This is a genomic window from Pseudomonas sp. HLT2-19-2 (assembly GCF_054898005.1).
Window position 1 is genome coordinate 4,776,637 of record NZ_CM142712.1, and the last position, 17,899, is coordinate 4,794,535.

The following is a 17,899-nucleotide window of genomic DNA, read 5'->3' on the forward strand; positions in this document are numbered from 1 at the left end:
ACAACGCAGAACTCAAGCGTTCCCGAAGATCGAAAGATCGTCCGACATCGGCAGCGCCTATGCACGTAAACCTTTGGTCTGCAGGCCCGATTCCGTTAAGATAGCCCGCTTTTTCAAGGTGGGAGTCAGGCAGCATGGCGCAGCAGTATCAACCGGGGCAACGCTGGATCAGTGACAGCGAAGCCGAGCTGGGTTTAGGCACCGTTCTGGCACAGGACGGCCGCTTGTTGACCGTGCTCTATCCGGCCACTGGCGAAACTCGCCAGTACGCGCTACGGAATGCGCCCCTCACCCGCGTGCGGTTTTCGCCGGGTGACTCGATCACTCACTTCGAAGGCTGGAAACTGACCGTACAAGAAGTCGACGACGTCGACGGCCTGCTGGTCTACCACGGCCTCAACGGGCAGAACGAAGTGGTCACCCTGCCGGAAACCCAACTGTCGAACTTCATTCAGTTCCGTCTGGCCAGCGATCGTTTGTTCGCCGGTCAAATTGACCCGCTGGCCTGGTTCTCCCTGCGTTACCACACCCTGGAACACACCAGCCGCCAATTGCAGTCCTCCCTTTGGGGTCTGGGTGGCGTGCGTGCGCAACCGATCGCGCACCAGTTGCACATCGCCCGTGAGGTCGCCGACCGCATCGCGCCGCGGGTTCTGCTGGCGGACGAAGTGGGCCTGGGTAAAACCATCGAAGCCGGCCTGATCATTCATCGCCAACTGCTCTCGGGCCGCGCCAGCCGTGTGCTGATCCTGGTTCCGGAGAACCTTCAGCACCAGTGGCTGGTCGAGATGCGCCGCCGCTTCAACCTGCAAGTCGCGCTGTTCGACGAAGAACGCTTCATCGAAAGCGATGCTGCCAACCCGTTTGAAGACACCCAGCTCGCGCTGGTTGCACTCGAGTGGCTGGTGGACGACGAGAAGGCCCAAGACGCGCTGTTCGCGGCGGGTTGGGACATGATGGTCGTCGACGAAGCGCACCACTTGGTGTGGCACGAAGAAAAGGCCAGCCCCGAATACACCCTCGTCGAGCAGCTTGCTGAAACGATCCCGAGCGTTCTGCTGCTGACCGCGACCCCGGAACAACTTGGCCAGGATAGCCACTTCGCGCGGCTGCGCCTGCTCGACCCGAACCGTTTCCATGACCTGCACGCCTTCCGCGCCGAGAGTGAAAACTATCGCCCGGTGGCCGAAGCCGTTCAGGAGCTGCTGGACAAGGGGCGTCTGTCGCCTGAAGCGCACAAGACCATTCACGGTTTCCTCGGCAACGAAGGCGAAGCCCTGCTGGCCGCCGTCAACGATGGCGACATCGAAGCCAGCGCCCGTCTGGTCCGCGAACTGCTCGACCGCCACGGCACCGGCCGCGTGCTGTTCCGCAACACCCGCGCCGCCGTGCAGGGTTTCCCGGAGCGCAAACTGCACCCGTACCCGCTGCCGTGCCCCGACGAATACCTCGAACTGCCATTGGGCGATCACGCCGAGCTGTACCCGGAAGTCAGCTTCCAGGCCCAGCCGGACGCCAATGAAGAAGAGCGCTGGTGGAAATTCGACCCCCGCGTCGAGTGGCTGATCGACACCCTGAAGATGCTCAAGCGCACCAAAGTGCTGGTGATCTGTGCCCACGCCGAAACCGCCATGGACCTGGAAGACGCCCTGCGCGTGCGTTCCGGCATCCCGGCCACGGTGTTCCACGAAGGCATGAACATCCTCGAGCGTGACCGCGCCGCCGCCTACTTCGCCGACGAAGAGTTTGGCGCGCAAGTGCTGATCTGCTCGGAAATCGGCAGTGAAGGTCGCAACTTCCAGTTCTCGCACCACCTGGTGCTGTTCGATCTGCCGTCGCACCCGGACCTGCTGGAGCAGCGTATCGGTCGTCTGGACCGGATCGGCCAGAAGCACATCATCGAAGTGCACGTGCCGTACCTGGAAACCAGCCCGCAAGAGCGGCTGTTCCAGTGGTACCACGAAGCATTGAACGCATTCCTCAACACCTGCCCGACCGGCAATGCCTTGCAGCACCAGTTCGGCCCGCGCCTGCTGCCGTTGCTGGAAAACGCCGACGACGGCGAGTGGCAAGCGCTGATCGACGAAGCCCGCGCCGAGCGCGAGCGACTGGAAGGCGAGTTGCACAGCGGCCGAGACCGCTTGCTGGAACTCAACTCCGGCGGCGCTGGCGAAGGTGACGCGCTGGTCGAGGACATCCTCGAGCAAGACGACCAGTTCGCCCTGCCGATCTACATGGAAACCCTGTTCGACGCGTTCGGCATCGACAGCGAAGATCACTCGGAAAACGCACTGATCCTCAAGCCGAGCGAAAAAATGCTCGACGCCAGCTTCCCGCTGGGCGACGACGAAGGCGTGACCATCACTTACGACCGCAACCAGGCGCTGTCTCGCGAAGACATGCAGTTCATCACCTGGGAGCACCCGATGGTTCAGGGCGGCATGGACCTGGTCTTGTCCGGTTCCATGGGCAACACCGCCGTGGCGCTGATCAAGAACAAGGCGCTGAAACCTGGCACCGTGTTGCTGGAACTGCTTTACGTCAGCGAAGTGGTTGCCCCGCGCTCGCTGCAACTGGGCCGTTACCTGCCGCCGGCCGCCCTGCGCTGCCTGCTCGATGCTAATGGCAACGACCTGTCGGGTCGCGTGTCGTTCGAAACCCTGAACGATCAACTGGAAAGCGTACCGCGCGCCAGCGCCAACAAGTTCATCCAGGCTCAGCGCGATCAGCTGACGCCACGGATCAACGCCGGCGAAGAGAAGATCTTCCCGCGTCACGCCGAGCGCGTGGCTGAGGCGCAACGTCGTCTGGCCGCCGACACCGACGAAGAACTGGCGCGCCTGACCGCCTTGCAAGCGGTCAATCCGACGGTGCGCGACAGCGAACTGGTTGCCCTGCGCAAGCAACGCGAGCAAGGCCTGGCCATGCTCGATAAGGCTGCGTTGCGACTGGAAGCGATTCGGGTGCTGGTGGCGGGATAACCCCTCCTCTACACCGCTAAAACAAAGAAGGCCCGCAGCGATGCGGGCCTTTTTTTGTCTGCTGGAATGTTGAGGTGTTGCTGATGGCCCCTTCGCGATCACGCAGTCGCTACAGAAACCCCTGGCTCAACCACCGCCACCAACCCTTCCTTCATCCGCTTGGCATCGCGCACAAAACACCGAGAAGCCAGGAATAGAAACACCATGGTGAAAAACAGCGCCACCGGGATCAGGTACATCGCGTCATGCAAGCCGACAGCCTTGAACGCCTCAGTCATCTGTTCAGCACCCGCCGAGAGCATCGCCGTATGCGCGAAGTGGTCGGACAAGCCGCCCACCACTACTGGGCCCAAACCGCCACCCAGCAAATATAACCCGGCAAAGAATAGCGCCATGGCCGTGGCCCGCAAGCGCGGCTCGACTACGTCCTGAATGGCGGTGTAAACACAGGTGTAGAAGTTGTAGGCAAACAACCAGCCCACACTGAACACCGCCACAAACACCCCGATCTCGATCCGCCCGGAATGCAGTGCCCAAGCGGTACACACCGTCGAGATGATCAAGCTGAATGCCGCAAACAACAGACGACCACTGGCCACCCGCTGGTGAATCTTGTCAGCGACCCAACCGCCCAGTGTCAGGCCGAACAACCCGGTCACGCCGACGATCACCCCGGTCGCTACCGCCGCTTCCTGTAACGGCATCAGGAAGTACCGCTGCAACATCGGCACCAGAAACGAGTTGCAGGCATACGTGGCGAAGTTGAAGCACAGCCCCGCCATCACCAACCACAAGAAAGTCGGCACCGCTAGCACCCGACGGATCGGCCGGTCTACGCGTTCCTGCGAAACTTGAACGCTTTCCGCAGCGCCGCGTTTCGGTTCCTTGATGAAGAACATGAAGATCGCCAGGATCAGCCCCGGCACCGCCGCGATGAAAAATGGTGCGCGCCAGCTGTCGAACACCTTGACCATCCAGCCGATGGTGAAGAACGCCAGCAGCAGGCCCAACGGCAGCCCCAGCATGAAGATACCCATGGCCCGCGCCCGGCGGTGGGCCGGGAACAGGTCGCCGATCAGAGAGTTGGCGGCCGGTGCGTAACTGGCCTCACCGATGCCGATGCCCATGCGTACGACCAGGAAACTCCAGAAACTCCCCACCAGTCCGTTGACCGCTGTCAGCCCGCTCCAGGCCGCCAGGCCCCAGCCCATCAATTTGCTGCGCGAACCGGTATCGGCCATCCGCCCCAAGGGCAGGCCGGCGATCGCATAGACGATCGTGAAGGCGGTACCGATGATCCCCAGCTGAAAGTCGCTAAGGTGCCATTCCATGCGGATCGGCTCGATGATGATGGCCGGAATGGTGCGGTCGAAGAAGTTGAACAGGTTGGCGAGGAACAGCAGGAACAGAATGCGCCAGGCATTCGCCGCTTGGGTCGAGTTCTGCATGGGTCCGTCTCTTTTATTGTTATTGGGGCTTCACTGCCAGCGCATCCGAGCCCGGAACCTGCAATTTAGTCAGGCCCGCCAAAGCTGTCTGTCATTATTTGTAAAGCTGATATCCGACCATGGAAGATGTCGCAGCCTGTGCAACAGTTTATTTCCAAACACTCTATCGCTCATTCCAAAATGGTTGCCGCCAATGTGCCACCATCGCTTGCACTATTTATACGCCCTCTATACTCCAAAGCATTCGCCAGCGTTCATGGCGCAGCCAGGATGACAAAGACGGGGCATGCTATGGAGTGGCTTGGTTTGCTTTTCATTACCGAGCTTCCTAAAAGCGGGCAGGTAATACTCAATTGCGCACATGACCCTTTTCTGGTGTTACTGGCTTATTTGGTCGCCTGTGTCGGCAGCTTTGCCACACTGGACATGGCCGAACGGGTGGGTCACGCCGAAAAAATCGCTTCGCAACGGCTCTGGCGCTGGGTCGGCGCCGGTTGCCTGGCGGGCGGGATCTGGGCCATGCATTTCATCAGCATGCTGGCCTTCCAGGCGCCGGTCGAAATTCATTACCAACTGCCCATCACTCTGCTCTCGCTGTTATTCGCGTTGACCGCTTCGTGGCTGGCGATGCACACGCTCAGTCATCCTGACCTCAATTTCTGGCAGTACCTGCGGGCCGCGGTCTGGATCGGTATGGGCATCGCGACCATGCACTATGTGGGCATGGCTGCCATGCGTTCGGTTGCAACGGCCTATTACAACCCCGCCCTGTTCGTCCTCTCCATCGTGATCGCGATTGGCGCCAGCCTCGCCGCCCTGTTGATTTCCAGTCACCTGCGGGATACCGGTTTGTATCACCCACTGGTCAAATTAACCGCCAGCCTCGTGCTCGGGGCCGGTATCGTCAGCATGCATTTCACTGGCATGGCCGCGCTGACCTTGGTGGTGCCCACCGGCAACCTGCCGATGCTGCCCGCTGAAAACAACCACCTGCAACTGGGGCTGACGGTGGCGATCATGGCCCTGTTGATCATCGGTAGCTGCATCAGCGCGGCACTGGCCGACAAGAAACTACAAAACAAGGAACACGACCTGCGACGGGTCAATGCTCTGCTTAGTCAACTGGATCAGGCGCGCATGTCGCTGCAACAGGTGGCGCACTATGACGCCCTGACCAACCTGATTAACCGCCGCGGCTTCAATCAGATCTTTGCCGAGAAACTGATCGAGAAAACCAACGAGGGAGGCATGCTGGCGGTGCTGTTCCTCGACATCGACCATTTCAAGCGCATCAACGACAGCCTCGGCCATGACGCCGGCGACGAATTGCTCAAGGTCCTGGCCAGCCATATCAAAAGCTCGGTACGCAGCCACGACGACGTGGTGGCGCGCTTCGGTGGCGACGAGTTCTGCATTCTCATCGGCCTGCACGACCGTGAAGAAGCCCGGCACATGGCCCAGCGCATCATGCTGAAAATGAAGGAGCCCATCGAGCTGTCCGGCCGGCGCATGGTCATGACCACCAGCATCGGCATCAGCCTGTTCCCCGAAGACGGCAAGACATGCGAAGAACTGCTGAAAAACGCCGACCTGGCGCTGTATCAGTCCAAAGGCAGCGGCCGCAACAGCCTGCATTTCTTCAGTTCGAGCCTCAGAACCCGGGCTACGATGGAACTGCAACTGGAAGAAGAACTGCGCCATGCCCTGCGCGAAGACACGGGGCTGATGATCCATTACCAACCGATCTACGACCTGAAAAGCGGCCAGGTCACCAAACTGGAAGCGCTGATTCGCTGGCAACACCCGATTCACGGCTTACTCACGCCGGAGCGCTTTATCGGCATCGCTGAGGCCAACGGGTTGATCGCCGAACTGGACAACTGGGTACTGCGCAAGGCCTGTGAAGACCTGGGCGAGTTGTCCCGCCACGGCTGTGAAGAACTGAAGATTGCGGTGAACTGCTCGCCGCTGAACCTGGCGCGCGAGGAACTGGCCGACGAAATCGAATACGCCCTGCGCGTGGCCGGGGTTGCGCCCGAGCGCCTGGAGCTGGAGGTCACGGAGAACGCGCTGATGGGCAACATCGCCAACACCCTGATGCTGCTGCGGCAGATCCGCGCCCTCGGGGTTTCATTGTCGATCGACGACTTTGGCACTGGCTACTCATCCTTGGCCTACCTCAAGCGCCTGCCGCTGAACACACTGAAGATCGATCGCTCATTCATTCAGGACATTCCCAAGGCCACTCAGGACATGGAAATCGTCCAGGCGATCATCGTCATGGCGCACACCCTGCATTTGCAGGTGGTCACCGAGGGCGTCGAGACCTTCGAGCAATATGACTTTCTCGAACGCCAGGGCAGCGATTTCGTCCAGGGTTACCTGCTCAGCCGCCCGGTACCGCTGGAAGAATTACGCCCGGTACTGAACGAAATCAACCAGCGCAAGCACCCGCACACAGTCAGTTCCCTGAGCCTGGCTCGCGGTATAACTGCACTAACGTTGACGGATCTTTCTCCAAAAAACCTTGGGCCCCATGCAGTCGCATCAGTTGTGCGGCCAATCCACTGATCGGTGTGGCCGAACCCTGTTCGCGGGAAAATTTCACCGCAGCATCCAGATCCTTGAGCAGCGTGCGTACGTGCCACTTCACGGGCTCGAAACGGCTGTCGGCCATTTGCGGGGCGAGAATCTGCAAGGGTTTTGAATCGGCGAAACCGCCGGCCAGTGCCTCGGCAATCATGCCGGCATTGACCTGGGAACGTTCAGCCAAAGCCATCACTTCGGCGATCACCAGCGCATTGCAGGCGACAATCATCTGATTGCAAACCTTGGTCACCTGCCCTGCTCCGACAGCCCCCATGTGCGTCACGCGCTGGCCAAGGGTCAACAACACCGGGCGCACACGCTCAAGATCTGCCGTTGTGCCACCCACCATGATCGCCAGGCTGCCAGCCTCGGCACCAGCCACACCGCCAGACACGGGCGTATCCATCCAACTCATGCCGGTAGTGTTGATCAGCGCCTCGGCCATTTCCCGGGTCGCCGTAGGTTCCAGACTGGAAAAGTCCACCAGCACTTGACCCCTTTTCGCCCCCTCGGCAATGCCAGCCGAGCCAAAAATCACCTCTCGAACCACCGAAGTATCCGCCAGACACAACATCACCACGTCGGCGTGCTGACACAGTTGCGCAGGCGTGGCGACTTGCCGGGCACCAGCCTCGACCAGCGGCGCGCACTTTGCCGGATTGCGGTTCCACACGGTCAGTGGATAACCCGCTGCTAGCAGGTGCCGGCACATCGGCAAACCCATCAGGCCGATCCCGGCAAACCCAAGTGAAGGTAACGTTGCCATCATTTAGCCTCCTTTTGATTAAAGATCACCGAATATTGGCCGATTCATCGTGACTAAGGAAAGGATTCCCCCGAGTGATGCTCAGGCCAACACCCTGACGCTTGGCCAATATACGCGCTGAAAAAAGACGCGAGCTCCCATTCCGTGATGGTTTGACGACAGCCTGTCGCCCAACCAACCAGTCCAGGTACATGGCGCACAATGACTTCTAAAAACAATCCGGCTACTGCAATATCCGATCTGCCCCTGAGCCCTGCGGCGAACAGCCCCGCCCCCTCGAAGCCATTGACCCCATCGCGCTCGCTGGCGACTCAGCAATACCTGTACTTCACCGAAACCAACACCGACCGTATCCTCGACAACCTCGACGGCCTGCGCGACATGGTGTTCCCGCGCCCACCGCACCTGGAAGGCGACAGTGAACAGCACAGCGATCAGGAATTCCCGTCGGTATGCCTGATAGGCCTGGGCCGCTGCGGTTCGAACATCGCACTGGACGTCGCCGAACTGGTATACAACGCCCGCAAGTTCTACCTCAACGAATTCAATAACGAAGACCGTCTTTCGCCGGACAAGCGCTACGCCGAAAAGGGCTACAGCCCGGCACAGTGGATTCGCAACAATCTGCGTCTGGGTCCGAACAAGGCCCCAAAACCGGTGTTCCTGGTTGAACCGCTGGTCATGCTCGGCGACCTGGACAAAGACATCGCCGGTCGCATCCGTTTCTCGCGCAAGGGCGAAAAAAGCGGTTTCCTGCGCGACTACAGCAAAATGAAGATCATGGACTTGTCGGAAGTCCACGCCGGTGGCGCCGGTAACGCGCCGATCCTCGGCCAATACCTGGCCAAGATCATCCTGAACAAGGACACCCAGCGTTTCTCCAGCCCTGACTGGAAGATGATTCACTCGTACCTGATCGACAGCTGCGGCATCAAGGCCAACCAGTCGCGCCTGTATTTCTCGATCTTCAGTGCCGGCGGCGGTACCGGTTCGGGCATGGCCTCGGAATTCGGCCTGGCCCAGCAGCACTCGTACATGAACAAGACGTTCGATACCAAACCAATGGACGAACACGACAGCAAAAGCGGCCATGCTTTCGTCTTCGAGCCGATCTTCACCAGCGGTATCTGCGTGCTGCCCAACATTTCCGATCACCGCAGCGAAATGTCCGAGGCGCTGCACATCAACGCCGGTCGCCTGCTGTGCAAATACCTGTCGGAAGAATGGGATTTCTCGTACAACTTCGACAATGAAGACAGCAGCGAAGCCAGTGTCATGGGCCGGATCCGACCATGGAACGCGATGATGCTGATCTCCAACGACATCATGCGTTACGCCGAAGAAAGCGATGACGGCAACATTCAGAACATCGACGTCAACGCGATGGAAAAGCACGCCAACCAATACATCTCACAGCAGATCTTCAACATTCTGACGGCGCAGGCAGTCACCACCGACTACGACCAGAACTATTTCCGTCGGGCCGGCATCGACATTGGCGAAACCATTCGCCTCGACGCCAACGACCTGTTCATGAGTCTGGCCGGCCCCGTAGCGATTGCCTACGCCGAGTCCGTGGTGCCGGAAACCCCGCCGCCGAGCAGCGACAAATTCAAGGTGTTCGAGAAAGAGCCGCAGCGCCTGAACATCGATGACTTGTTCTTCCGCTCCATCGACTTGCCGCACTTCAACAAAGTGACCCAGGCGATCGAAGGCATCAGCCTGTTGCCGATCGAGTCCAAGCGCTATCGCGCCTCGCTGGAGCAGTACAAGAATTCGGGCTATGACGCGGCCGCATTGCACGACCTGCACTTCTTCAAGAACTGCTCGTCGGTAGTCTCGATTGTTTCGCTGCCGAAGGACTACAAGCTGTCCTACATGGACCTGAACCGGTTGAAGACCCACCTCAACAGCCTGTTTCCGAACACCACGCTCAAGCGTTATGCGCTGGTGATCGGCGCCTCGGCCAACCTGTCGCTGACCACCCTGATCGCCAAGAGCCCGTGCCTGTCGGACGACTTCCTGACGCTGATCGTGGCCTTCATCAAGCGTTGTTTTGCGAAAAACCCGTACCGCTTTGACGAGACCCTGGATAACTCGATCCTGGACTTCATCATTAATGAAGATTTCGACGAGGACCGGATCGACGAACTACTTAATGAATTCGAGAACCCGGCGAAGATCCTCGACACCAACTGGTACGCGATCAAGCCGATGTACGAGAAAAAGTACCGTGAGCTGATCAATGACAAGGATAAGTTCGTCTCGATCAACGACATTCGTTTGTCCCGGGATTGCGTGAAGAAGGCGATCAAGTATCTGCGCGAGATCTACCGTCACCGGATTGGCAAGACCAAGGTTATTTCCCTCAACAACCACACCGGCAAGACCTTCTAAGACTCGGTCACGATCGTTCCCATGCTCCGCGTGGGAACGATCACATTCAGAAACAATTAACCAGCCATCAGGCTGCTAACAAAACTGTTCCCGTTACGTTTACGTCACCCTCGCCAAGACCCTTCTGTGGCCTTTCTCTACGGCAACATGCCATCACGCTACTCACCTACACACTTTTAGCCGCCAAATCGACGCACCAATACTGTGCAAGCCTTCACTTCGTCGCTCTTTCCTGGATTAGAATCCATGGAGAAACAACCACTGCCCAGAGCGCCGGATCGCGCTCAAACAGATCCAGCGCCCGCGTTTCAGACAGCTTGGCGACGTTGTCGGCGGCCAGCCAGGCAGCGACTTTCTCGCCGTCATCCGTTGCCACCGCCTCCGCTGCGGCAATCAAATCCAGACCGGGGTCGACCCACAATAGGGCACCCTTGGCAAAGAACGGCTCCAACTCCTTCCAGGTAATAGATGCGGTTTCACCAAGCAGCTTGGCATAGAGGGTGCTAGGTTCTTGAGTCATGGGTCCTGTCCAGAAAATAAATTGACGTAATCATAACGTCGGTGGTCTGGCAGAAAAACCCGGATGCAATTGAGTTACCGATGGAAAAGTGCAGGAAAGCCAAGGATTGCTGTTCATTCAGCCTGAACCCCCGCCGCGATTCTGTCTTTTTCTTTCAATAAAGCGACACCTTCTGGTTTTGCCCCCTGGCGCCAGCTTCCCAGGCTAACAATTGGCGCTCTACACTGTACCGGTACAGTTGCCGGGGGCATTTTCCGGAGGATATCGAAGATATCTGACCCGGTTCTGCTGCTACGGCGCCAGGACTATAAAAACTACAACAGTAAGAGTGGAGCACTATGACTAAGGCTACTAAGCAGATTTCCAAACTGTTTGCCGCTATGGTTCTGGCCGGGGTTGCCAGCCATTCGTTCGCAGCTGACACCATCAAGATCGGCATCGCCGGCCCTAAAACCGGTCCTGTAGCCCAATACGGCGACATGCAGTTCAGTGGCGCCAAAATGGCCATCGAACAGATCAACGCCAAAGGCGGCGTAGACGGCAAGAAACTCGAAGCCGTTGAATACGATGACGCCTGTGATCCAAAACAAGCGGTAGCGGTCGCGAACAAAGTCGTCAACGACGGCGTCAAATTCGTGGTCGGTCACCTGTGCTCCAGCTCCACTCAACCGGCTTCGGACATCTACGAAGACGAAGGCGTGATCATGATCACCCCGGCTGCCACCAGCCCGGACATCACAGCTCGTGGTTACAAAATGGTGTTCCGCACCATCGGTCTCGACAGCGCCCAGGGCCCTGCCGCTGGCAACTACATTGCCGACTTCGTAAAACCGAAGATCGTTGCTGTTCTGCACGACAAACAGCAATACGGTGAAGGCATCGCCACCGCCGTGAAGAAAACCCTGGAAGGCAAAAACGTCAAGGTTGCCGTGTTCGAAGGCATCAACGCCGGCGATAAAGACTTCTCTTCGATGATCGCCAAGCTCAAGCAAGCCAACGTTGACTTCGTCTACTACGGCGGCTACCACCCGGAGCTGGGTCTGATCCTGCGCCAAGCCCAGGAAAAAGGCCTGAAAGCCAAGTTCATGGGGCCGGAAGGCGTGGGTAACGACTCGATTTCGCAGATCGCCAAAGACGCTTCCGAAGGTCTGTTGGTGACCCTGCCGAAATCCTTCGACCAGGATCCGGCCAACATCGCCCTGGCTGATGCGTTCAAAGCCAAGAAAGAAGACCCGAGCGGTCCATTCGTGTTCCCGGCCTACTCGGCTGTGACCGTGATTGCCGACGGCATCAAGGCTGCCAAGTCCGAAGACACTGCCAAAGTGGCTGCTGCCATCCACGCAGGCACCTTCAAGACGCCTACCGGCGACCTGAGCTTCGATGACAAGGGCGACCTGAAAGACTTCAAATTTGTGGTTTACGAGTGGCACTTCGGCAAACCTAAAACTGAAGCAAAACCTCAGTAAGGCGCGGCCAAACTGACTGCCAATAAAGCCCACGGCGTGCCGTGGGCTTTGTTTTACGAACGTATAGGGCCGCGCTGGCGTGATCCGCCAGTCTCCCCACCTGAAAATCTCAAAACCGTCATCAGCGGTTCGCTGGCAAACCTCGCGTTCGAAGTGGATGCAGATCCACGGGGCTCGAGCGGGAAAATGACTCCACCAGTGAAATGCGTATCAGGTTTTTAGGAGCGCTGTAATGCCTGACATCTATCACTTCTTCCAACAGCTGGTTAATGGTCTGACCATTGGCAGCACATATGCCCTGATCGCCATCGGCTATACGATGGTTTACGGCATCATTGGAATGATCAACTTCGCCCACGGCGAGGTGTACATGATTGGCTCTTACGTGGCGTTCATCGCCATCGCCGGGCTGACCATGATGGGACTCGACAGTGTTCCACTGTTGATGACCGCCGCTTTTCTCGCGACCATTGTCGTGACCAGTGCCTACGGTTACAGCATCGAACGGATCGCCTACCGCCCCTTGCGCGGCAGCAACCGTCTGATCCCGCTGATTTCCGCCATCGGCATGTCGATCTTCCTGCAGAACACGGTTCTGCTGGCGCAAGACTCCAAGGATAAATCCATCCCCAACCTGATTCCGGGCAACTTTACCTTCGGGCCAGGTGGCGCACATGAAGTGCTGATTTCCTACATGCAAATCGTGGTGTTCGTGGTGACCCTGGTCGCCATGCTCGGCCTGACGCTGTTCATCTCCCGCTCTCGTCTGGGTCGCGCCTGCCGTGCCTGTGCCGAAGACATCAAGATGGCCAACCTCTTGGGTATCAACACCAACAACATCATCGCCCTGACCTTTGTCATCGGTGCCGCACTGGCGGCCATCGCGGCCGTGCTGCTGAGCATGCAATACGGCGTGATCAACCCGAACGCCGGTTTCCTCGTCGGCCTCAAGGCCTTCACCGCAGCGGTACTGGGCGGCATCGGCAGCATCCCTGGAGCCATGCTCGGCGGGATCGTACTTGGGGTGGCGGAAGCCTTTGGTGCCGATATCTTCGGTGACCAGTACAAGGACGTCGTGGCGTTCGGTCTATTGGTTCTGGTGTTGTTGTTCCGGCCAACCGGCCTGTTGGGCCGTCCGGAGGTTGAGAAAGTATGACTAGGAATCTTAAACAGGCGTTGTTCAGCGCCTTGCTGGTGTGGGCCGTAGCCTACCCGGTACTCGGTCTGAAATTGACCATCGTCGGCATCAACCTCGAAGTCCATGGCACCAGCGACGCCACCCTGATCACCATCGCCGTGTGCTCGGTATTGATGTTCCTGCGGGTGCTCTTCGATCAGCAGATCAGCTCGGCCTGGCGCTCCTCGCCAAACATGCCGCTGATTCCGGCCAAGGCCAGTAACTTCCTGACCCTGCCGACCACCCAGCGCTGGATCATCATTGCGTTGATCGCCGGCGCGCTGGTCTGGCCGTTCTTCGGCTCTCGCGGGGCGGTGGATATCGCCACACTGGTGTTGATCTACGTGATGCTCGGCCTCGGCCTGAACATCGTGGTCGGTCTGGCTGGCCTGCTCGACCTCGGTTACGTCGGCTTCTATGCCGTCGGCGCCTACAGCTACGCGCTGCTGTCGCATTACTACGGCCTGAGCTTCTGGATCTGCCTGCCGATCGCCGGTCTGATGGCGGCCACCTTCGGCTTCCTGCTCGGTTTCCCGGTACTGCGTCTACGCGGTGACTACCTGGCGATCGTAACCCTGGGTTTCGGTGAAATCATCCGTCTGTTCCTGCGTAACCTGACTGGCCTCACCGGTGGCCCGAACGGTATCAGCAACATCGAAAAACCAACGTTCTTCGGCCTGACCTTCGAACGTAAAGCCGCCGAAGGCATGCAGACCTTCCACGAGTACTTCGGCCTGGCATACAACTCGATCAACAAGGTGATTTTCCTTTACCTGGTGGCGTTGTTCCTGGCACTGGCTGCGCTGTTCGTCATCAACCGCCTGCTGCGCATGCCTCTGGGCCGCGCGTGGGAAGCGCTGCGTGAAGACGAAATCGCCTGCCGTGCACTGGGTCTCAATCCTACGGTCATCAAGCTTTCGGCCTTCACCCTGGGCGCCAGCTTCGCCGGTTTTGCCGGCAGCTTCTTCGCTGCGCGTCAGGGCCTGGTGACGCCGGAGTCCTTCACCTTCATCGAGTCGGCGATCATTCTCGCCATCGTGGTGTTGGGTGGCATGGGCTCGCAACTGGGCGTGATCCTGGCCGCCGTGGTGATGATCCTGTTGCCGGAAATGATGCGTGAGTTCAGTGAATACCGCATGTTGATGTTCGGCGCCTTGATGGTGCTCATGATGATCTGGCGTCCTCAAGGTCTGCTGCCCATGCAACGCCCTCACATGGAGCTGCACAAATGAGCCGCGAGATCCTTAAAGTCGAAAATCTGAGCATGCGCTTCGGCGGCTTGCTGGCGGTCAACGGCGTGGCCCTGACCGTGCACGAAAAACAGGTCGTGGCGCTGATCGGCCCCAACGGTGCCGGCAAGACCACCGTGTTCAACTGCCTGACCGGCTTCTACAAGCCGAGCGGCGGCAGCATCCTGCTGGACGGCGAGCCGATCGAAGGCCTGCCCGGCCACAAGATCGCCCTCAAAGGCGTGGTGCGCACCTTCCAGAACGTGCGGTTGTTCAAGGACATGACCGCGGTCGAGAACCTCTTGATCGCCCAGCACCGTCACCTGAACACCAATTTCCTGGCGGGCCTGTTCAAGACCCCGGGGTTTCGCAAGAGCGAGCGCGAGGCGATGGAATTCGCCGAGTTCTGGCTGGACAAGGTCAACCTCACGGCGTTTGCCAACCGTCCGGCCGGCACCCTGGCCTACGGTCAGCAACGTCGTCTGGAAATCGCCCGTTGCATGATGACCCGACCGCGGATCCTCATGCTCGACGAACCGGCCGCCGGTCTGAACCCCAAGGAAACCGAAGACCTCAAGGCGCTGATCAGCATGTTGCGTGAAGAGCACAACGTCACCGTGCTGCTGATCGAACACGACATGAAACTGGTCATGAGCATTTCCGACCACATCGTCGTGATCAACCAGGGCACGCCCTTGGCCAACGGCACTCCGGAACAGATCCGCGACAATCCCGAAGTGATCAAAGCCTACCTGGGGGAAGCGTAAATGCTGCAATTCGAAAACGTTTCCACCTTCTACGGCAAGATCCAGGCCCTGCACAGCGTCAACGTCGAAGTCCGTCAGGGCGAAATCGTGACCCTGATCGGCGCCAACGGTGCTGGCAAGTCGACCCTGCTGATGACCCTCTGCGGTTCGCCGCAGGCCCACAGCGGCAGCATCCGCTACATGGGTGAGGAACTGGTCGGTCAGAGCTCATCGCAGATCATGCGCAAGAGCATCGCCGTGGTCCCGGAAGGTCGTCGGGTGTTTGCCCGCCTGACCGTGGAAGAAAACCTCTCCATGGGTGGTTTTTTCACCAACAAGGGCGATTATCAAGAACAGATGGACAAGGTATTGGGACTTTTCCCACGCCTGAAAGAACGCTTCGCCCAGCGCGGCGGCACCATGTCCGGTGGCGAACAGCAAATGCTCGCCATCGGTCGTGCACTGATGAGCAAACCTAAGCTGCTGTTGCTCGACGAACCTTCGTTGGGCCTGGCACCGATCATCATCCAGCAGATCTTCGACATCATCGAACAGCTGCGCAAGGATGGCGTGACGGTGTTTTTGGTTGAGCAAAACGCCAACCAGGCGCTGAAAATTGCTGACCGCGCGTACGTTCTGGAGAACGGCCGGGTGGTGATGACAGGGACTGGTGAAGCGCTGCTGACTGATCCGAAAGTGCGTGAAGCGTACCTGGGTGGTTGAGTCTTTGCGGTAAACAAAAAACGGCCTTCGGGCCGTTTTTTATGCCTTACACATACTCAGCTACGATGAAAACCCCGTGTAGGAGTTGCCGAAGGCTGCGATCTTTTGATCTTGATTTTCACCAGGACCACCGAAGATCAAGATCAAAAGATCGCAGCCTTCGGCAGCTCCTACCGGAAATTTTTTGTGTTTTGGAGAGTGTGTTTAATCCGTGTCAGTGTTACTTCCTGCAAGCTACAACGCCTTGCGTCGTTGCCTACAGCTACGCCAGAATCCGCCGACTTGTGCGCCTCTGGCCCAGCCTCTATCGTTTCTCCGCCACTGCCCATCAGTGGTCGGGTTTAGTCGCTCGGTAGTTCCCCCGGTTCGCATAAGCGCCAAAAAGTCAGGTCTTCCATCCCTGCACTTGACGGTGGCTGTGTGCAGGGCGCCCTCGGGCGCGCCGATATCCGGGGTTCTCGATCGGTCGACTAACCTGTGCACAGCCGCCACCTTTTCGTTTAGTCGCGAGCGGGTTGCAGCCTCATAGAGAGAGAACCCGTAAATGTTCAAGAACTCACCCACCCCCCCACACAACCCTAGCCCGATGTTTGTCGTCGCTCCCGGTATCGATGTGCAAACCCTGCTGGGCCATGCCTGTGAATCACTGGCCTCGGCGAGTGTGATGGCCAGCAATTTCGCCGCATTCCTGGAAGGCTCGAATCGCAACATGATGCTCGGCATTCAGCAAAGCATCATGCTTGGCGAACTGGCGGTGAATAGGGCGCTGGACACCATCGACCAACAGGGTTCCTGAGGCAACCGATCGTTCTCACGCGGGAGCATGGGAACGATCATTTTCTAGCGCAGCCGATCCAGTGCCTCGCCACTGCGCTTGAACCAGCCGATCAGATAATCTGCCAGTACTTGCGTACGTTTCGGCAATCCACCCTGATACGGATGCACCAGGTACATCGGCATGCGACGAGTCTGGTAATCACGCAGGAGCCAGCGCAAACCGCCGTCAGCCAAATCCGCTTGCAGTAAGTACGACGGCAACCGCGCAATGCCGGCGCCGGCCAGTGCCGCTTTCTTCAGCAGGCTGTAATGATTGCTGGCGAACGGCCCCGAAACCCGTACCCGCGACAACTCGTGTTGCTGGTGATAAAGCCACTCTTCGCGACCGCTGTAATGGCTATTGAGCAGGCAGCGATGTTCAGCGAGTGCCTGCGGCGTCAGCGGTTCACCATATTGCTTAAGGTAGGCCGGACTGGCGCAGGTCATTTCATGCCAGGCCAGCAGCGGTCGGGCGACCAGGCGCTCGTCATTGCCCACCTCGGAGCGAACCGCGAGGTCAAAGCCGTCGCGGGACAAATCACGATAGCTGTTACTCAGGTCCAGCTCGATCTGCACCTCGGGGTACTTGCCGGAAAACTCCAGCAATAGCCCATCGAAGAAGGTTTCCCCCAGCGACACCGGAACCGTCATACGCACCGGGCCAGCCATATCATCCTTCAACCGCGCCAATGCCTGACGCGCCCTCTCGACCTGGACTACAAGCGCCTGCGCTTGCGGCAACAGCGCCGCGCCCGCTGCCGTCAAGCTCAAGCGGCGGGTGGTGCGTTGCAGTAAGACCACGGAGAAACGCGTCTCCAACAAGCTGATACGCTTGGAGAGCTGGCCCTTGCTGCAACCCAATTGCTGGGCCGCCAAGGTAAAACTCCCGGCTTCGATCAACACGGCGAACGCTGCCAGATCATCCATTTCGCTCATGGATTGTTTCCATTTGAAAACCAAAGGTTGCCTATTAGCGCGCTTATCAATGGAAAAAACCACTCTAGACTGAGACCTCATTCAAACCACTCAAGGATCAGCATG

The 17,899-nt window shown here is 58.6% G+C and carries 13 protein-coding genes; 9 read left to right on the plus strand and 4 right to left on the minus strand.

The window, feature by feature from the left end:
- The first annotated feature begins 134 nt into the window (after nt 1-134).
- On the plus strand, nt 135-2,981 hold the full coding sequence (gene rapA / locus ACYZTU_RS22340) for an RNA polymerase-associated protein RapA (RefSeq protein WP_461965585.1): 2,847 nt from the start codon (nt 135-137) through the stop codon (nt 2,979-2,981).
- Nucleotides 2,982-3,079: 98 nt separating this feature from the next.
- Here rapA and ACYZTU_RS22345 read toward each other — a convergent pair whose 3' ends face one another.
- Entirely contained in the window at nt 3,080-4,429 is a 1,350-nt protein-coding gene (locus ACYZTU_RS22345; protein WP_461965587.1) for a spinster family MFS transporter, read from the minus strand.
- 291 nt (nt 4,430-4,720) lie between these two features.
- Here ACYZTU_RS22345 and ACYZTU_RS22350 point away from each other — a divergent pair, with 291 nt between their 5' ends.
- A complete protein-coding gene (locus ACYZTU_RS22350; RefSeq protein ID WP_461965588.1) occupies nt 4,721-7,000 on the plus strand; it encodes a putative bifunctional diguanylate cyclase/phosphodiesterase in 2,280 nt (759 codons plus the stop codon).
- Here the strand turns inward: ACYZTU_RS22350 and ACYZTU_RS22355 are convergent.
- A complete protein-coding gene (locus ACYZTU_RS22355; RefSeq protein ID WP_461965590.1) occupies nt 6,891-7,787 on the minus strand; it encodes an NAD(P)-dependent oxidoreductase in 897 nt (298 codons plus the stop codon). The two genes, ACYZTU_RS22350 and ACYZTU_RS22355, sit on opposite strands and share 110 nt — an antisense overlap.
- Nucleotides 7,788-7,985: 198 nt before the next feature.
- On the opposite strand from ACYZTU_RS22355, the gene ACYZTU_RS22360 reads away from it, so the two are divergent.
- On the plus strand, nt 7,986-10,181 hold the full coding sequence (locus tag ACYZTU_RS22360) for a hypothetical protein (protein ID WP_461965591.1): 2,196 nt from the start codon (nt 7,986-7,988) through the stop codon (nt 10,179-10,181).
- Between the two features lie 214 nt (nt 10,182-10,395).
- On the opposite strand, the gene ACYZTU_RS22365 is transcribed toward ACYZTU_RS22360, so the two are convergent.
- On the minus strand, nt 10,396-10,701 hold the full coding sequence (locus ACYZTU_RS22365; RefSeq protein ID WP_461965593.1) for a DUF2288 domain-containing protein: 306 nt from the start codon (nt 10,699-10,701) through the stop codon (nt 10,396-10,398).
- A 338-nt stretch (nt 10,702-11,039) separates the two neighbouring features.
- On the opposite strand from ACYZTU_RS22365, the gene ACYZTU_RS22370 reads away from it, so the two are divergent.
- From ACYZTU_RS22370 to ACYZTU_RS22395, 6 genes are all read left to right on the plus strand, one after another.
- Entirely contained in the window at nt 11,040-12,167 is a 1,128-nt protein-coding gene (locus tag ACYZTU_RS22370; RefSeq protein WP_461965595.1) for a branched-chain amino acid ABC transporter substrate-binding protein, read from the plus strand.
- 232 nt (nt 12,168-12,399) lie between these two features.
- Nucleotides 12,400-13,323: a high-affinity branched-chain amino acid ABC transporter permease LivH gene (gene livH, locus ACYZTU_RS22375; protein ID WP_461965597.1), complete on the plus strand. Its 924-nt coding sequence runs from the start codon at nt 12,400-12,402 to the stop codon at nt 13,321-13,323.
- On the plus strand, nt 13,320-14,576 hold the full coding sequence (locus ACYZTU_RS22380; protein ID WP_461965599.1) for a high-affinity branched-chain amino acid ABC transporter permease LivM: 1,257 nt from the start codon (nt 13,320-13,322) through the stop codon (nt 14,574-14,576). Before livH ends, ACYZTU_RS22380 begins: the two co-directional genes overlap by 4 nt.
- A complete protein-coding gene (gene livG, locus ACYZTU_RS22385) occupies nt 14,573-15,340 on the plus strand; it encodes a high-affinity branched-chain amino acid ABC transporter ATP-binding protein LivG (protein ID WP_449642623.1) in 768 nt (255 codons plus the stop codon). Before ACYZTU_RS22380 ends, livG begins: the two co-directional genes overlap by 4 nt.
- Complete coding sequence (locus ACYZTU_RS22390) at nt 15,341-16,042, plus strand: ABC transporter ATP-binding protein (protein ID WP_461965601.1); 702 nt, start codon at nt 15,341-15,343, stop codon at nt 16,040-16,042. It begins immediately after the preceding gene.
- A gap of 544 nt (nt 16,043-16,586) precedes the next feature.
- On the plus strand, nt 16,587-16,838 hold the full coding sequence (locus ACYZTU_RS22395) for a DUF6124 family protein (protein WP_461965603.1): 252 nt from the start codon (nt 16,587-16,589) through the stop codon (nt 16,836-16,838).
- A gap of 44 nt (nt 16,839-16,882) precedes the next feature.
- Here ACYZTU_RS22395 and ACYZTU_RS22400 read toward each other — a convergent pair whose 3' ends face one another.
- Nucleotides 16,883-17,794, minus strand: a complete 912-nt coding sequence (locus tag ACYZTU_RS22400) for a LysR family transcriptional regulator (protein WP_461965605.1) — start codon at nt 17,792-17,794, stop codon at nt 16,883-16,885.
- Nucleotides 17,795-17,899 lie beyond the last annotated feature (105 nt).

Coding starts and splice junctions, on each gene's coding strand:
- rapA (WP_461965585.1), top strand. CDS start 135: ATGGCGCAGCAGTATCAACCGGGGCAACGCTGGATCAGTGACAGCGAA.
- ACYZTU_RS22345 (WP_461965587.1), bottom strand. CDS start 4,429: ATGCAGAACTCGACCCAAGCGGCGAATGCCTGGCGCATTCTGTTCCTG.
- ACYZTU_RS22350 (WP_461965588.1), top strand. CDS start 4,721: ATGGAGTGGCTTGGTTTGCTTTTCATTACCGAGCTTCCTAAAAGCGGG.
- ACYZTU_RS22355 (WP_461965590.1), bottom strand. CDS start 7,787: ATGATGGCAACGTTACCTTCACTTGGGTTTGCCGGGATCGGCCTGATG.
- ACYZTU_RS22360 (WP_461965591.1), top strand. CDS start 7,986: ATGACTTCTAAAAACAATCCGGCTACTGCAATATCCGATCTGCCCCTG.
- ACYZTU_RS22365 (WP_461965593.1), bottom strand. CDS start 10,701: ATGACTCAAGAACCTAGCACCCTCTATGCCAAGCTGCTTGGTGAAACC.
- ACYZTU_RS22370 (WP_461965595.1), top strand. CDS start 11,040: ATGACTAAGGCTACTAAGCAGATTTCCAAACTGTTTGCCGCTATGGTT.
- livH (WP_461965597.1), top strand. CDS start 12,400: ATGCCTGACATCTATCACTTCTTCCAACAGCTGGTTAATGGTCTGACC.
- ACYZTU_RS22380 (WP_461965599.1), top strand. CDS start 13,320: ATGACTAGGAATCTTAAACAGGCGTTGTTCAGCGCCTTGCTGGTGTGG.
- livG (WP_449642623.1), top strand. CDS start 14,573: ATGAGCCGCGAGATCCTTAAAGTCGAAAATCTGAGCATGCGCTTCGGC.
- ACYZTU_RS22390 (WP_461965601.1), top strand. CDS start 15,341: ATGCTGCAATTCGAAAACGTTTCCACCTTCTACGGCAAGATCCAGGCC.
- ACYZTU_RS22395 (WP_461965603.1), top strand. CDS start 16,587: ATGTTCAAGAACTCACCCACCCCCCCACACAACCCTAGCCCGATGTTT.
- ACYZTU_RS22400 (WP_461965605.1), bottom strand. CDS start 17,794: ATGAGCGAAATGGATGATCTGGCAGCGTTCGCCGTGTTGATCGAAGCC.